The sequence below is a fragment of the Streptomyces sp. NPDC048392 genome (genome assembly GCF_043200575.1).
Lineage (GTDB): Bacteria > Actinomycetota > Actinomycetes > Streptomycetales > Streptomycetaceae > Streptomyces.
In genome coordinates, this window is sequence record NZ_JBICYB010000021.1 from 11,154 (window position 1) to 24,930 (window position 13,777).

At 71.9% G+C, this 13,777-nt stretch carries 11 protein-coding genes and 1 pseudogene; 7 read left to right on the plus strand and 5 right to left on the minus strand.

Features of this window, described 5'->3' with window-relative positions:
- Positions 1-436 precede the first annotated feature (436 nt).
- Positions 437-1,957: a catalase gene (locus ACGFYH_RS24945; RefSeq protein WP_393805390.1), complete on the plus strand. Its 1,521-nt coding sequence runs from the start codon at positions 437-439 to the stop codon at positions 1,955-1,957.
- A gap of 110 nt (positions 1,958-2,067) precedes the next feature.
- Positions 2,068-2,808: an esterase/lipase family protein gene (locus ACGFYH_RS24950; RefSeq protein ID WP_393805391.1), complete on the plus strand. Its 741-nt coding sequence runs from the start codon at positions 2,068-2,070 to the stop codon at positions 2,806-2,808.
- Positions 2,809-2,855: 47 nt separating this feature from the next.
- Here the strand turns inward: ACGFYH_RS24950 and ACGFYH_RS24955 are convergent, their stop codons facing one another.
- A complete protein-coding gene (locus ACGFYH_RS24955; protein WP_393805392.1) occupies positions 2,856-4,223 on the minus strand; it encodes a phosphatase PAP2 family protein in 1,368 nt (455 codons plus the stop codon).
- Positions 4,224-5,073: 850 nt separating this feature from the next.
- Here ACGFYH_RS24955 and ACGFYH_RS24960 point away from each other — a divergent pair.
- The 3 genes from ACGFYH_RS24960 (at position 5,074) to ACGFYH_RS24970 (ending at position 7,289) form a co-directional block, all read left to right on the plus strand.
- Entirely contained in the window at positions 5,074-5,829 is a 756-nt protein-coding gene (locus tag ACGFYH_RS24960; protein ID WP_393805393.1) for a molybdopterin-dependent oxidoreductase, read from the plus strand.
- Positions 5,813-6,544, plus strand: a complete 732-nt coding sequence (locus tag ACGFYH_RS24965; protein WP_393805394.1) for a cytochrome b/b6 domain-containing protein — start codon at positions 5,813-5,815, stop codon at positions 6,542-6,544. The genes ACGFYH_RS24960 and ACGFYH_RS24965 overlap by 17 nt, the downstream gene beginning before the upstream one ends.
- A gap of 172 nt (positions 6,545-6,716) precedes the next feature.
- Positions 6,717-7,289 (plus strand): TetR/AcrR family transcriptional regulator, encoded by a 573-nt coding sequence (locus tag ACGFYH_RS24970; protein ID WP_393805395.1) that lies wholly within the window; start codon positions 6,717-6,719, stop codon positions 7,287-7,289.
- Positions 7,290-7,325: 36 nt separating this feature from the next.
- On the opposite strand, the gene ACGFYH_RS24975 is transcribed toward ACGFYH_RS24970, so the two are convergent.
- The gene (locus tag ACGFYH_RS24975; protein WP_393805396.1) at positions 7,326-9,227 is read right to left on the minus strand and encodes a glycoside hydrolase family 9 protein; all 1,902 of its coding nucleotides are present in this window, start codon (positions 9,225-9,227) and stop codon (positions 7,326-7,328) included.
- 204 nt (positions 9,228-9,431) lie between these two features.
- Between ACGFYH_RS24975 and ACGFYH_RS24980 the strand changes: the two are divergent.
- Positions 9,432-9,774, plus strand: a pseudogene (locus tag ACGFYH_RS24980) (ATPase); the annotation flags it as partial.
- Here ACGFYH_RS24980 and ACGFYH_RS24985 read toward each other — a convergent pair.
- Positions 9,774-10,589, minus strand: a complete 816-nt coding sequence (locus ACGFYH_RS24985) for an SAM-dependent methyltransferase (protein ID WP_393805397.1) — start codon at positions 10,587-10,589, stop codon at positions 9,774-9,776. The pseudogene ACGFYH_RS24980 and the gene ACGFYH_RS24985 sit on opposite strands and share 1 nt — an antisense overlap.
- A 59-nt stretch (positions 10,590-10,648) precedes the next feature.
- Positions 10,649-11,524: a helix-turn-helix domain-containing protein gene (locus ACGFYH_RS24990; protein WP_393805398.1), complete on the minus strand. Its 876-nt coding sequence runs from the start codon at positions 11,522-11,524 to the stop codon at positions 10,649-10,651.
- A 354-nt stretch (positions 11,525-11,878) separates the two neighbouring features.
- Between ACGFYH_RS24990 and ACGFYH_RS24995 the strand changes: the two genes are divergently transcribed.
- On the plus strand, positions 11,879-12,349 hold the full coding sequence (locus ACGFYH_RS24995; protein ID WP_393805399.1) for a hypothetical protein: 471 nt from the start codon (positions 11,879-11,881) through the stop codon (positions 12,347-12,349).
- 27 nt (positions 12,350-12,376) lie between these two features.
- Here ACGFYH_RS24995 and ACGFYH_RS25000 read toward each other — a convergent pair whose 3' ends face one another.
- Positions 12,377-13,486 carry a glycoside hydrolase family 43 protein gene (locus tag ACGFYH_RS25000; protein WP_393805400.1) on the minus strand — a complete coding sequence of 370 codons (1,110 nt, stop codon included), beginning with the start codon at positions 13,484-13,486 and terminating at the stop codon, positions 12,377-12,379.
- Positions 13,487-13,777 lie beyond the last annotated feature (291 nt).

A 13,777-nucleotide genomic window follows, 5' to 3' on the forward strand; every position in this document is an offset into this window, starting at 1 on the left:
GGCGGCGGCGGGCGGGGGGCGGGGGGGGGGCCGGGTTTGGGCCGGCCGGCCCCCCCCGGGGGGGGGGGCCCCCGGGGGGGGGGGCGCCCCCCGCCCCGCCCCCCCCCCCCCCCCCACGGCCGATCGGCGGCACGGCCCGCCTCCTGCGGCGGAGTGCCGGGCCACGTCCCCGCCCGTCCTGCCCTCGGCTTGCGAGGTCCGGGCGGCGGCGGAGACTGATACGGACGACGGCACTCCGGAGATTCCCGGACGGATGGGCACGTACGCGGTGCTTCCCCGCGCCGGGACGCGGCACGACCAGCAGGGCGGGGGCTCCGCCGCACCGGGCCCGCCCTGCTCGACGCACGGCCGCACCCGGACCGGAGGGGCGGGTCCGCTGCGGGGCTCGCACGGTGCGGCCGGGCGTCAGCCACTTCCCGACACGAAAGGCAGCCTCATGACGGACACCCCGCCTGCCACCACCACGGATTCCGGCGCACCGGCGGAGAGCGACGAACACTCGCTCACCGCGGGCCCGGCGGGTCCGGTCCTCCTTCAGGACGCCTATCTCATCGAACAGATGGCGCAGTTCAACCGGGAGCGGATCCCGGAGCGCCAGCCGCACGCGAAGGGCAGCGGTGCCTTCGGCCACTTCGAGGTGACGCACGACGTGAGCGCCTACACCAAGGCGGCCGTATTCCAGCCGGGCACCCGCACCGACCTGGTCGCCCGCTTCTCGACCGTCGCGGGCGAGCGCGGCAGCCCGGACACCTGGCGCGACCCGCGCGGCTTCGCGGTGAAGTTCTACACCAGCCAGGGCAACTACGACATGGTCGGCAACAACACGCCGGTGTTCTTCGTCAAGGACCCGATGAAGTTCCAGCACTTCATCCGGTCGCAGAAGCGCCGGGCGGACAGCAACCTGCGCGACCACGACATGCAGTGGGACTTCTGGACCCTCTCGCCGGAGTCCGCGCACCAGGTCACCTGGCTGATGGGAGACCGCGGCATCCCGCGCTCCTGGCGCCACATGAACGGCTACACCTCCCACACCTACATGTGGATCAACGCCGCCGGCGAGCGGTTCTGGGTCAAGTACCACTTCAAGACCGACCAGGGCATCGAGTGCTTCACTCAGCACGAGGCCGACCAGATGGCCGCGGCCGACACCGACTACCACATGCGGGATCTCTTCGAGCACATCCGCGACGGCGACCACCCGAGCTGGACGCTGCACGTCCAGGTCATGCCGTACAGGGAAGCGGCGGGCTACCGGTTCAACCCCTTCGACCTGACGAAGGTGTGGCCGCACGGCGACTACCCCCTCATCCCGGTCGGCCGCATGACGCTCGACCGGAACCCGACGGACAACCACGCCGAGATCGAGCAGGCGGCCTTCCAGCCCAACAACCTGGTCCCCGGTATCGGCCCGAGCCCGGACCGCATGCTGTTGGCCCGGCTCTTCTCCTACGCCGACGCCCACCGCTACCGGATCGGCGCGAACTACCAGCAGCTCCCCGTGAACGCCCCGGTCGTCGACGTCCGCACCTACTCCAAGGACGGTGCGATGGCCTACCGGAAGTCGACGGATCCGGTCTACGCGCCGAACTCCAAGGGGGGTCCGGCCGCCGACACCGAGCAGTTCGGCACTCCGCCCGGCTGGGAGACGGACGGAGCCATCACCCGCACCGCCTACGTCAGCCACGCCGAGGACGACGACTGGGGCCAGCCGGGCACCCTGGTGCGCGAGGTCATGGACGACGCGGCCCGTGACCGGCTGGTCGACAACGTGGTGGACCACCTCCTCAACGAGGTGACCGAGCCCGTACTGCAGCGTGCCTTCGCGTACTGGTCGAACATCGACGAGACCATCGGTGACCGCATCGCCCGGGGCGTGCGGGCGAAGGCGGGCGACAACGACCCCAAGGCCGCCGAGCAGCGCAACCCCGCCCGGCGGTCCATGCAGGAGAAGGCCTGACACCTTCCCCCTCTCCGTGGGAGACCGCTGGTGATTCTGCCGATGGCGCCGGTGCCCCGCCCCAGGAACCTGGTCGGGTCAGGCACCCGAATCCTCTCCTGGAGGGCCCCATGCGTCGTCGTTCCCCACGCCGGCTTCTCGGTGTTCTCGCGGCCGCCACGGTCGCGTTCGGCCTCTTCTCCGCGGGGCCGGCCGCCGGTGCGGCCGTCCCCGCGAGTACCGCAGCCGCCCGGCCGGCCGACACCGCCGCCCGGCCCCTGTCCACCAGCACGCCGGTCGTCTTCGTCCACGGCTACACCGGCAGCGCGTCCAACTGGGTCACCGCGATGAGTGTCTTCCGGCTCAACGGCTGGTCCGGCTCCGACCTCTTCGCCTACGAGTACAACTCCTACGGCGACAACGTCGCCAACGCCCAGGGCCTCGCCTCCTTCGTCAACAACGTGAAGGCACGGACCGGCGCGAGCAAGGTCGCCATCGTCAACCACTCGATGGGCGGTCTGGTCAGCCAGTACTACCTGAAGGTGCTGGGCGGGCATTCCAGCGTCAGCCACCTCGCCTCGATCGCCGGCGCGAATCACGGGACCACCTACGCGGGCGCCTGCCTGATCTACACCACCTGCCGGCAGATGTATCCGGGCTCGTCGTTCATCGACCGGATCACGTCGGGCGACGAGACACCGGGCAGCACCAGGTACGCGACCTGGTACTCGGCGTGCGACGGCATCATCCTTCCCTACACCAGCACCCGGCTGAGCGGCGCGACCAACAACAACGTGCTGTGCCAGACCCACATCGGCTACCTGGCGGACACGGTGGTGCTGGGCCGGATAGCGCGCTTCGTGGCGTCCTGACGCGCCTCGGGTAACTCTGTCCGGACTGCCGGGCACCCGCGCGGTGCTCAGACCGGTTCGGGCCGCGGCTCGGCGGGGCGTGGCGGTTCCGGCCGCCTTGCGGGCGCGGCCTTCGGCTCCCAGAGCCTGATGGTCCGCACGTAGGCGAGGATCACGGAGCCCATCGCGAGGACGAGCAGCGGCCCGGCGGCCCACGGGTGCTCGGCCATCTCGTCCGGCAGGTAGCGGTACGACACCAGCAGCACGGCGAAGACCGTCGTGCCATGGGCGACCAGCCGGACACCCGCGCGGTCCCAGCCGCGCGCGAACGAGCGCATCGCGGCCTCGACCGTGAGCGCGAAGACCACTCCGGCGATGAGATCGGCACCGTAGTGGTACCCGAAGCCGAGTGTCGCGGTCAGGGTGGCGACCAGCCAGAAGGCGCCCGCGAACCGCATGGCCCGCGAACCCCTGCGTGAGTGGATGAACAGTGTCGTGGCCCACGCCGTGTGCAGACTGGGCATGCAGTTGCGCGGGGTGATCCCGTCGAACGGCATCGAGTGCGCGGTGCCGGCGGGCGGCAGCGTGTCCGGCCACAGGTTGGCCGCCGCCCACTGTCCGCCGTCGGCGCCGTAGGCGAACACCGGCCCGACGACCGGGAAGATCATGTAGATGGCGGGCCCGAGCAGGCCGATGACGAGGAAGGTGCGCACGAGGTGGTGGCCCGGGAACCGGCGCTCGACCGCCACGTGACGCAGCTGGTACAGGCCGACGAGGGCCGCGGCCAGGGGAAGCTGACCGTAGACGAGGTGGAGGACATGATCGCCGACCGGCCCGGTGGCATCGACGAACCGGCCGACCAGCCACGCGGGGTCGCCCAGCGCATGGTCGGCGGTGGCCACGTACGGGTCGAGCACCGCCCTGCGGGTCTCCGACGTGATGAGCAGCCAGGTGTCGCCCGTCTTGTGTCCGGCGACCAGCAGCAGGCCGAGGCCGGCTCCCTTCAGCAACAGGACACGCTCACTGCCCGTGCGGCGCGTCGCGGCGAGGACCGCACAGCCCAGCACCACCCACAGCGCGCCGTTGCCGAAGTTCATGTCGGCGCCGACCGCCCAGCGCACCAGCCAGAAGACGACGTCGATGCCGATCGCGGCACCGGCCGCGACCAGGCGCTGCCGCCAGGTCAGCACCACCATCGTCAGGGCGAGGCCGGCGTACAGCAGCGGCCCCGAGTCGGGCGCGAAGACCACCTCACGCGCCTGATGGGTGATCGGGCCCCGCTCGCCGTAGTGGCGCGCGGCGAATTCCAGCGCGACGAGGAAACCGAGGGTCACCACACCCGCCGCGGTCCACAGCAGGGCCCGCGGCCGACGCCACGCGGCGAACAGGGAGCCGCGGTCCCCGCGCGACGATATTCGTGTTGGTATGGTTTTCACTTGTTTGGCCCGTTTGCTAGGGGTCGGACAATTAGGTCGCTCGTACGGATCGTCACGAGTTCGAACATGCTAACGGCACGGTGCGGGGGCCCGAATCGCCCGTTCCGCGTACTCGGTGTACTCGGTGTACTCGGCTCGCACAGGCACCGGATCAGCGCGGCGCGACCCCGGGCGACGCGGGAGTGGACGGTACCGACCGGGCAGTCGATCGGCCCCGCCGCTTCCGCGTAGGGCAGGCGGCAAGCGGAGTCGGCATGCGGGGGTCCGGATTCCGGGCCGGGCGGCAACGGAGTTGGCGACGGGTCCGGTGAGGGCGTAGGGGTGGCGGGCGTACGCGCGCGGCGGCGTACACCCGTTGCCCGGGACCGGCCTGGCGGGGGAGCCCGGCGCGGCGTCGGGAGACCGGCTGTCTCAGACCGCAGCGGTCCCCGTGGGCGGTCCTCCCCGGTAAGTGATCGCGTACACGAGGAACAGCCGACGCGGCCGGTGCGCCGCGCGGCCGCGCCGGGCGACGGCGCGTGGGCGGTGCGGTGGTGCGGGGAGGGTGAGGGACCATCCCCGGACCCGGCCACCGCGGCGACAAGGGCCCACCAGGACACGGGGACGCCCGCCATCAGGACCGCTCCGGGGTGGCGAGCAGCACGCGGACGGCCGCGAACACCGCGGCCCGGGTCAGGCGGAAGCACCGCCCCGCGTTCACTGCGGCCTCCCCGCGTTCCGGCCGTGCCGTCGTGAGGGACCGGAACTTCCTCGCCCGGCGGGCACCCCTTACCCTGTGACTCACACCACTGCCGTGGGGCTGGATCAGCACCGTTCTCAGCCCGCCACCGCGAGGATGCGTGGAAATGGTATGAGCAACTCTCACCCCGAGGTGCCGGCACCTCGCCAGGACGGCGGGGCCGACCGCCGCGGCGCTCCGGTGGGACGGCGCGTGCTGCTGGGCATGGTCGGGCTCGGAGCCGTGGGCGTCGTGACCGGGGGGCCGCTCGAACGTCTGGTCTCCGGCGGCCTCGACGTGGTCGCCCGCAAGGACCCGACCGGCCTGTCGGACCTGCTTCCGGGCAACCGTTTCCGGTACTACTCCGTGACCGGCTCCGTTCCCGAGCGGGACGAGACCGACTACCGCCTGAAGATCGACGGGCTCGTGGCCGAGCCGAGGACCTACCGTCTGTCCGACCTGGCGGCCCTCCCCCGGCGGAGGCTCGTCCGTGACGTGCAGTGCGTGACCGGATGGCGGGTGCCGCGGACACCGTTCGCGGGGGTGCGCCTGTCCACGCTCCTCGACGCCGCCGGAGTGTCGCCCGAGGCCCGGGCCGTCCGCTTCACCTGCTTCGACGGCGAGTACGCGGAGAGCCTCACCCTGGCCCAGGCGCGCCGAGCCGACGTACTGGTCGCCACGGCCATGGAGGACGAGCCGATCAGCCACTCCCACGGCGGCCCTGTACGGCTCTACGTGGCCCCGATGTACTTCTACAAGTCCGCCAAGTGGCTGTCCGGCATCACCGTGACCAAGGAGGTGGTCCCCGGTTACTGGGAGCGTCTCGGCTACGACGTGGACGCGTGGGTGGGCCGCTCGAACGGCCGTGACGATGCCCCGACCGTCTGACCGTGCCGGGCGGCCGGCGCCGCCCCGGCCCGCCCGGTTCCCTCGCTTCACGCCCGCCGAACGCTGGGTCCACCAGACCACCGCCCTCCTGGCCGGGGTGTGCATCGCCGCCGCGGCGTGCCTGTACGTCGCACCCCTCGCCGAACTCGTCGGCCGGCGAAGGCTGGTGGTCACGGTGCACGAGTGGTCCGGGATCGCGCTCCCCCTGCCGGTGCTGCTGGGCCTCGCCTCCCGGGCACTGCGCTCGGACCTGTCCCGGCTCAACCGCTTCGACGCCCACGACCGCCGTTGGCTCGGCGCCGCCCTCGGACGGCGGGGGGCGTCGAAGATCCCTTCGGGCAAGTTCAACGCGGGCCAGAAGGTCTACGCGGCCTGGACCGGGGGCGCCGGTCTCGTCATGGTGGGGACCGGACTCCTGCTCTGGTTCCCTGACCTCGTGTCACTGTCGCTCCGCACAGGGGCGACGTTCGTCCACGACTGGCTCGCTCTGGCCATCGGGGTGGCCGTGGCCGGTCACGTCTGGAAGGGGGCCAGTGACTCGGGCGCTCTCGAAGGCATGTGGCGCGGGTCCGTGTCCCGGGCCTGGGCGGATCGGGAGCACCGGTTGTGGCGGCAGGAGATGGAGCGGGACCAGGGCTCCGGCAGCCCGGCGGACCGTCCGGCTCCGGCGCCGATGTCGGAGCCGGTGTCGGCGTCGGAGCCGGCGTCGGAATGACCCCGGCGCACCGGCGCCGGAGTGCCGACCGCCCTCAGGCCGTGTGCTGGTACGACGCCGGGAGGCCCTGCGCTCCGCGGGCACGGCCGAACGGCAGGACACGGTTGCCTAATCCTGTTAGGCAGGCTCATAATCGTCCACGGCTGCTCGGCGAGCGATGCGGAGGACTGGTGTGGCTCGGGTAGGACTGACGACCGAGGGCCTGGTCAGGGCCGGTGCCGAGACGGCCGACGAGATCGGCTTCGAGCGCACCACTCCCGCGGAGCTCGCCCGGCGCTTCGGCGTCAGGACGGCGAGCCTGTACTCGCACGTGAAGAACGCCCACGACCTCAAGACCGGCATCGCGCTGTACGCCCTGGAGGAGCTGGCCGACCGGGTCTCCGAGGCGGTGGCGGGCAGAGCCGGCAAGGACGCGCTGATCGCTTTCGCGGACGTCTACCGCGAGTACGCCCTTGAGCACCCCGGCCGCTTCGCCGCCTCCCGGTTCCCCCTCGACGCGCAGACGGCGGCCTCCAGCGCCGGTGTGCGGCACGCCCAGATGTCGCGGGCGATCCTGCGTGGCTACGACCTGGCCGAACCGCATCAGACGCATGCCGTACGGCTCTTGGGCAGCGTCTTCAGCGGTTACGTCGGACTGGAGAGCGCGGGGGCCTTCAGCCACAGTGCTCCCGACCCGCAGGAGAGCTGGACGGAGATCCTCAACGCGCTGGACGCCCTCCTGCGGACCTGGCCCACCCGTTCCTGAGCCGTCCCGGGCGCGCTGCGGACGTTCGCCCGACCGTCAGGTCCGGGCAACCGTGAGGGAGAGCGCGTACAGAGCCGTCGAGGCGAAGTCGTCCGCCGGTTCCACCGTCTGCCAGGCCCGGACGTCGTCGACGTAACCGGCGCCGTGGCCGTCGAACTCCGACCACGGCATGCCGTCCGGAGCGAAGGAGCAGGACCGCCCCGCGTCGAAGGTCTCCGGTCTTCTCAGCAGGCCCGCGTCGTTCGGCCCGTTGACGACGGCTCCGCGCAGGATGTCGCCACGGCCGGTGTGGCTCATGGCCAGGTTGGCGACCTGGTGCTGGAGACAGTGCGGATACAGGTCGCCCGCGCCCACGACGAAGCTGGTGCCCCAGGCGTTGGCCCCGAAGACCCACGCCAGCTGTTGTGCGGCGAAGTCGTCGTAGCGGTGGTCGCCGGTGACGCGCGCGTACAGTCGGGCGGTCGCGAGCAGGCCGAAGGAGTTCGGCACGGCGTCGAAGTCGCTGGGTATGACGCCCGACCGGAAGGGGTCCCCGGCAGCCCGCTTCCTTCCGGTCTCCAACTGCCGCCTCAGCTCCGCCTCGAGTTCGGCCGTCAGGCCCGCGTCGGGGTCCGCCGAGGAGAGCACGTCGGCGTGGGCCAGGGCACTGACGTCCGCGGGGCCCAGGGTGCCGCCGTGCTCGTCCCGGAGCGCCGCGCGGGCCCAGGTGAGCGCCTCGTCGCTCCACCGCGAGCCGCGTGTGTCGCCCAGGGCGTCCGCGGCGCGGGCGAGTTCGACGGCCGCCCACTCCATGTCGTCCCGCCAGGAGCGCTCCTGGTAGTAGTCCGCGGGCGTGGTGGTGGCCAGGGCTCCGTCGTCGGGCCGGGTGTCGGCCCGTGCGTGGACGGCGGCCGCCTTGTCCAGCCACTCACGGGCCCGCGCCGGGTGCTTCTCGGCCTCGGTCTGCGCGGCGAGGGCGAAGGCCGCGCTCACCCGGCCCGCGAGGTTGGGGCTGATGGGTTCCCCCGGTTCGTTGACGCGGAACACGGGCCGGTACTTGATCAGGTAGTCGGCGTCCCCCGGCCGCACGGTGAGATGGTCGTCCTCCTCCGGCAGCCGCCACACGTCGTGATCACCGCGGACCTCCTTGCCGCCGGACCCGAGCCCGACCTGTGCGTAGAGGGTGCCGGTCTCCTCGTCCCACATCCTGTCCAGCCAGCGCAGACCGTGCTGTGCCTCCTCGCGCAGACCGGGCACCGACGGGGCGTCGCGGACGGTGCTCAGCATCTGAGCGACGACGTAGGAGGTGGTGTGCGTGAATTTCAGGAAGTCCCCGGCGTCGAACCAGCCGCCCGACACGTCCACGGGGCCGCCGGCCTCGGACAGTGCCGGGGCCGCCGTCGTTCCGTCGGCCGACTCCGGGTCGGGGGTCTCGTAGACACGGGCCCGCTCGTCGGCCAGGTGCGAGGGCACCCGCCCGGTCGCGTCGGGCAGTACGTCCCTGCCGTCGCGCTGGGTGCCGAAGAAGTGCACGGTGTCCGCGCGCAGCGGGTCCAGCAACTGCCTGGCCGGTGCCACACGGAAGCGGACCGGCGGGCCGGCGTCCGCGCCGACGAGCCGCAGTCGGTAGGTGCCGGTGCGGTCGAGCGGCGAGAGGTCGATCGGATGCACGGCGGTGTACGTGCTGTTCCAGTCACCGAGTGAAGGGCCCAGACTGCCGTGTTCGGCCGTCCTGCCCCGCTCGTCCAGGACCTCGAACTCCGCGTCGGCCAGCTTGTCCCCGTCCCCCATGACGTAGGCGAACTTCTTCTCGCCGGCCACGTATCCGACCTGGTTGACGCGTATGGCCGCCGGGGCCTCGTTCCTGCCCTCGGAGCACGCGGTGAGACAGCAGGCCGCCAGTACGGAGGCGGCCACGGCTGACACGGTGCGAGCCGACGGCGAGAGGGAATGGTTCATGGTGGACAGTCTGGTCGATGACACCACCCTGCCGTGGGCCGAGGTGCCGGCCGGGGTGCGGCGACGGAAGTGGACGTTTGTTCGTTTGTGCGGGGGCAGCGCCGAAGGGGGCGTCCTGCCCGGGAGATTCCGCTGTCCAGGTTCACCGCGCAGACGCGGCTGTTCGGCCCGATCGATGTCGCCTCAACGAACGGATCCACCACCGACGGGCGCCCCGCCGCCGCGAGCGCTCTGCCGATCCTGACCCAGGTGCCGGGGAGCTCCCCCGCCCAACGCCCGGCCGCCGGACGCGAGGTGCCGCACCTGGTCGACCCGGACGCCAAGGAGGCCCTCGACCTCTCCGACACCATCGACGAGCTGGAGACCCACCTCGACGCGATGGCCGGGCAGTCTCGCGAGGTACGGAGCGAGCGGGTCGTCAAGAAGGGCCGCAACCGGCCGGCCACGGCCGGCAGACGCCTGGAGAGGCTGGCACGAGGAGGCGGTGGGCGCGGGCCGGCCCACCCCCGCCGTCGGCCGGGCCGCCGGGTCAGCCCTGCGGGGCCGTCACGGCTTGCGCGCCACCGCCCCGTACATCGCGATGTCCTCGTCCCGGATGCCCTGCTCGCCCGCGCCGTCCGGATGCCATTTGTGGACCTGGACGATGCCGGGCCCGGCCAGCTCCAGACCCTCGAAGAACTCGTGGGCCTCTTCGATGGTCCGCAGCCGCATCGGCATGTCGCGGGCCGCGTACTCGCGGGCGACCCGTCCCACCTCCTCGGGGGCGAACTCGGCGGTGCCGATGGTCATCGCCAGATAGCTCCCCGGGGGCAGGGGCTCCAGGAGGCGGCGGACGATGCCGACCGCGTCGTCCTCGTCCAGGACGAAGTGGACGATCGCGATCACGGTGAGTGCCACGGGCTCGCTCAGATCGAGGGTCCTGCGGAACTCGGCGGATCCGAGGACTGCCTCCGGACGCTGGAAGTCCGCCTCGATGTACGTCGTCCGGCCCTCGGGCGTACTGGACAGCAGCCCCTGGGAGAGGGTGAGGACGATCGGGTCGTTGTCCACGTAGACCACCCGCGACTCGGGAGCCACCGACTGCGCTATCTCGTGCAGGTTGGGCGACGTGGGGATGCCGGTGCCGATGTCGAGGAACTGGCGGATGCCCGCCTCCTCGGCCAGCCACCGCACCGCGCGGTTCATCCAGTCCCGGTTGGCGCGCATGTGGACGGGCAGCGCGGGCCACTCCCCGGCCATCGCGTCGCCCGCCTCGCGGTCGGCGGGGTAGTAGTCCTTCCCTCCCAGGATGTAGTCGTAGATCCGTGCCGAGTGCGCGTGCTCGGTGTCGATTCGGTCGGCCGGCCATCCGCTGTCGGACAACGTTCGCCCCTCTCCGTCGGGTCGTGCGGTACGAGTGGACTGTCGGTCGCCGGAGGTCCTCACAACTCCTTGCGCAGCGCACCGAGGAGCCCCTCGGTGCCCCGGGCCGGCACCGCCTGGGCACCCAGCCGGTCCAGGGCCTCGCGGTAGACGACCACGTCGTCACCCTTGTCCAGGTAGACCGCGCCCACGAGCCCGCCGAGGTAGACGATGTCGGGCAGTTCGGGCGCACGGAACCGGAAGAGGTCGAACGCGCCGGCCCGCATGGCGGGGTGCGGGCCGCCGGCGAACGGCATGATCTGGACTGTCACGTGGGGCAGCCGGCCCACCTCGATCAGATGGTCCACCTGCTGCCGCATCACCTCTGAGCCTCCGACGGGCCAGCGCAGGACCGTTTCGTCCATCACGACCCACAGACGGGGCGGGGAGGGGCGGGTGAGGATCTCCTGACGCCGCATGCGCAGGGCCACCCGCCGCTCGATGGCCCCGGAGGAGGCGTGCGGGTGGCCGGCGCTCAGCAGGGCCCGCGCGTAGGCCGGAGTCTGCAGCAGGCCGTGCACCAGACCGGCCTCGTAGGCGCGAATGTGCAGGGCCGCCTGCTCCAGACTCAGGTAGGCCGCGAACCAGCCCGGCATGACGTCGCGGTAGGTGTGCCACCAGCCCCGTTTGTTCGCCTCGCGCGCCGATTCCAGGAAGGTGTCGATCTCCTGCTGGTCGCGGACGCCGTAGATCTGGAGCAGCTTCTCCACCTCCGGAAGCCGCAACCGGGCCACCTTCGCCGCCTCCAGACGACGGATCGTCGAGTGGCTCACCCCGATGGCCTCGCCGGCCTGCTCGAACGTCAGGCCGGCGCGGGTGCGCAACTCCTCCAGCTGTCTGCCGAGGATCATCCGCAGCACGGAGGGGGCGCCGCCCCAATGCGTCTCCGCGGTCACACCGTCTTCCCTTCGCCGTCCCGCGCCAGGGGCCGGACTCGCAAGTCTGCCATGAGCGCCGGTCCGTCCGAGGGAGCATGCATCCACGCGGCTGCAATTTTCAACTTGGCTGTTGCGCAGGGTTGTTGACGAATGACACAGTGGGTTCACCGCCCCCTGCATTTCGCAACCGACGACCAGACCCGTCCTGTTGGAGGCACCTCCCCACCCACGGGACGGTCCCGCATGACAACGTTCTCCCGCTGTCCGTCGATTGCGCGCGCCGGCAGACCGTCCGCGCGTCGAAGTGGAGCAGTTCGGCCACGCCGGCCCGCCCGGCCCGGCCGCTCCCCGCCCGGCCGAAGGACACCCCCCATGGACCTGCAGCACGCCCGTGACCCACGTCCGTCCGCAGCCACCGCCCGTGACCGCTCGCGCACCTCCGTCACCTCCGGCCCGCCCCGCCGACGCCGCCCCGACCCGGCCTCGCTCCCTCTTCCCGCCGGGCTCCGCGACGGCCTGGGCCACGACGCCGTGGGCATCCCCGCGGAACACGGTGAACGCATCCTGGCCTGCCTGCCCCGCGCGGGCTGTGTGTTCGCCGACGGGGGACGCTGGTGGTGGATCGTCCCCTCCGGATCCGACATCGGGGTCGCCTGGCCGCCCAGCACCCACTACGTCGCCGGCGACCCGTCCTGGACCCGGCCGCGCCTCGCCGACCGGGTGCCCGGTCCGCGCCTGATCCACGGCCCCGACGGCGACTCGCCCTACACCGCGCCCATACCGCTGTACTTCCTCGTCTGCCGGCTCACCGGTGTGCCACCCCGCTGGTCCCTGGCGCCCTGATCGGGTCGCGGGCCCGGCCGACGCGCTCTACTCGAAGAACTTGAGGCCCCAGCCGGTGTCGCTGGTCGGCCCCGGGACGTTGGCACGGCTGTAGGTGGTCCCGCCCCACCAGCAGAAGGTGCCGGTGTACCAGTACCGGTTCTCCCAGGCATACGGCGTCCCCTTCGCGACCGCGTGGAACATCAGGGGGAACCGGGGACCGGCGGGCGGGCTCGTGGCGATGTCGCCGTCGAGCAGGACGAAGCTGTGGTGGCCGGGCCCGTCGACGTACCGGGTGGGGTCCCAGCCGGCCATCATCGTGGCGCGGTGGGAGCCGAAGAGGCAGCCGTTGGACTTGTACCAGTCCCACACGTACGTCGGGTCGCCGCCGGCCCGCAGCCTGAGGTCGGCCACGCAGTACTGGTCGCTCCAGCTGCCGTTGGCGGAGTACGCGATGTGCAGCTGTCCGTTCGGGTCCCTGACGGGCTCGGGGCCCTCGTTGATGAACGGGGTACCGACCACCCGTTCCCAGCTCTCCCTCGGCTGCGAGATGACGTACCGCGGGCCGGCCGGCGTGGTGGGGCTGCTCATCCGCGCGATGTAGAGGTTCTGCTCGACGTTGGTGTCACCGGCCCAGCCCGACCAGACGAACCACCGCTGCCCCTCGAAGGTGAACAGGGTGCCGTCGATGGCCCACTTGTCGTCGGGCAGCGCGAGCTTCGTCTCGGCCGTGTACCCGCTGTCCGCGGCAGTGGAGCTGATCACGTACATCCGGTGGGCCGCTCCGCGTCCGGCCGAGAAATAGATGTAGTAGCGGCCGCCGTCCCGCACGATCTCGGGGGCCCACACCTCGCCGCGGGCGTGGGTGTCCGACCAGACCTGACGGGCGGGTGCCGCCGCCAGCGCGGCCGTGGACCCGGCCCGGCGTACGGCGATGCCACCTCCGGTGGACTGCACCGAGACGTAGGTGCCGCCGACCCTGATCACGCTCGGGTCGGCGGCCCGGAGACCGGTCCGGTCGGCCTGCGCCGAACCGGCTGAGGCCACGAGCAGCAGAAGGACGGCGAGGACGCCGGCCGACAGGGCGGCGACGGCACCGTGAAGGGAGCGGGAGAGCTTCCTGGTTCCGTTCGGTGGGCTTTCGGACCGGGTCGACATGTCCCTCCGCTTCCACGGGCCGTCACTTACATCGATGGAAGAAGGCAGGTCCAGCATCGTAATTGGCGGCGGACATGTCAAGAAGCAGGTCCGGGAGGCCGACGACCCGCTACGGGAAGCGCTTGACGTCGGCCCCCACCGGGCGGCCGGCGACGCTTCGCCGCCTGACGCGCCGGGGTCCCGGTCACCGCACCGCGAAGACTCCGGTCGTCGACGCGCCCTCCGCTGAGTCGAACGCCTCGCGCGCACGTAGGAAGGAAGGGAGGGATTACGGGAGGGCTCTCGCCCGGC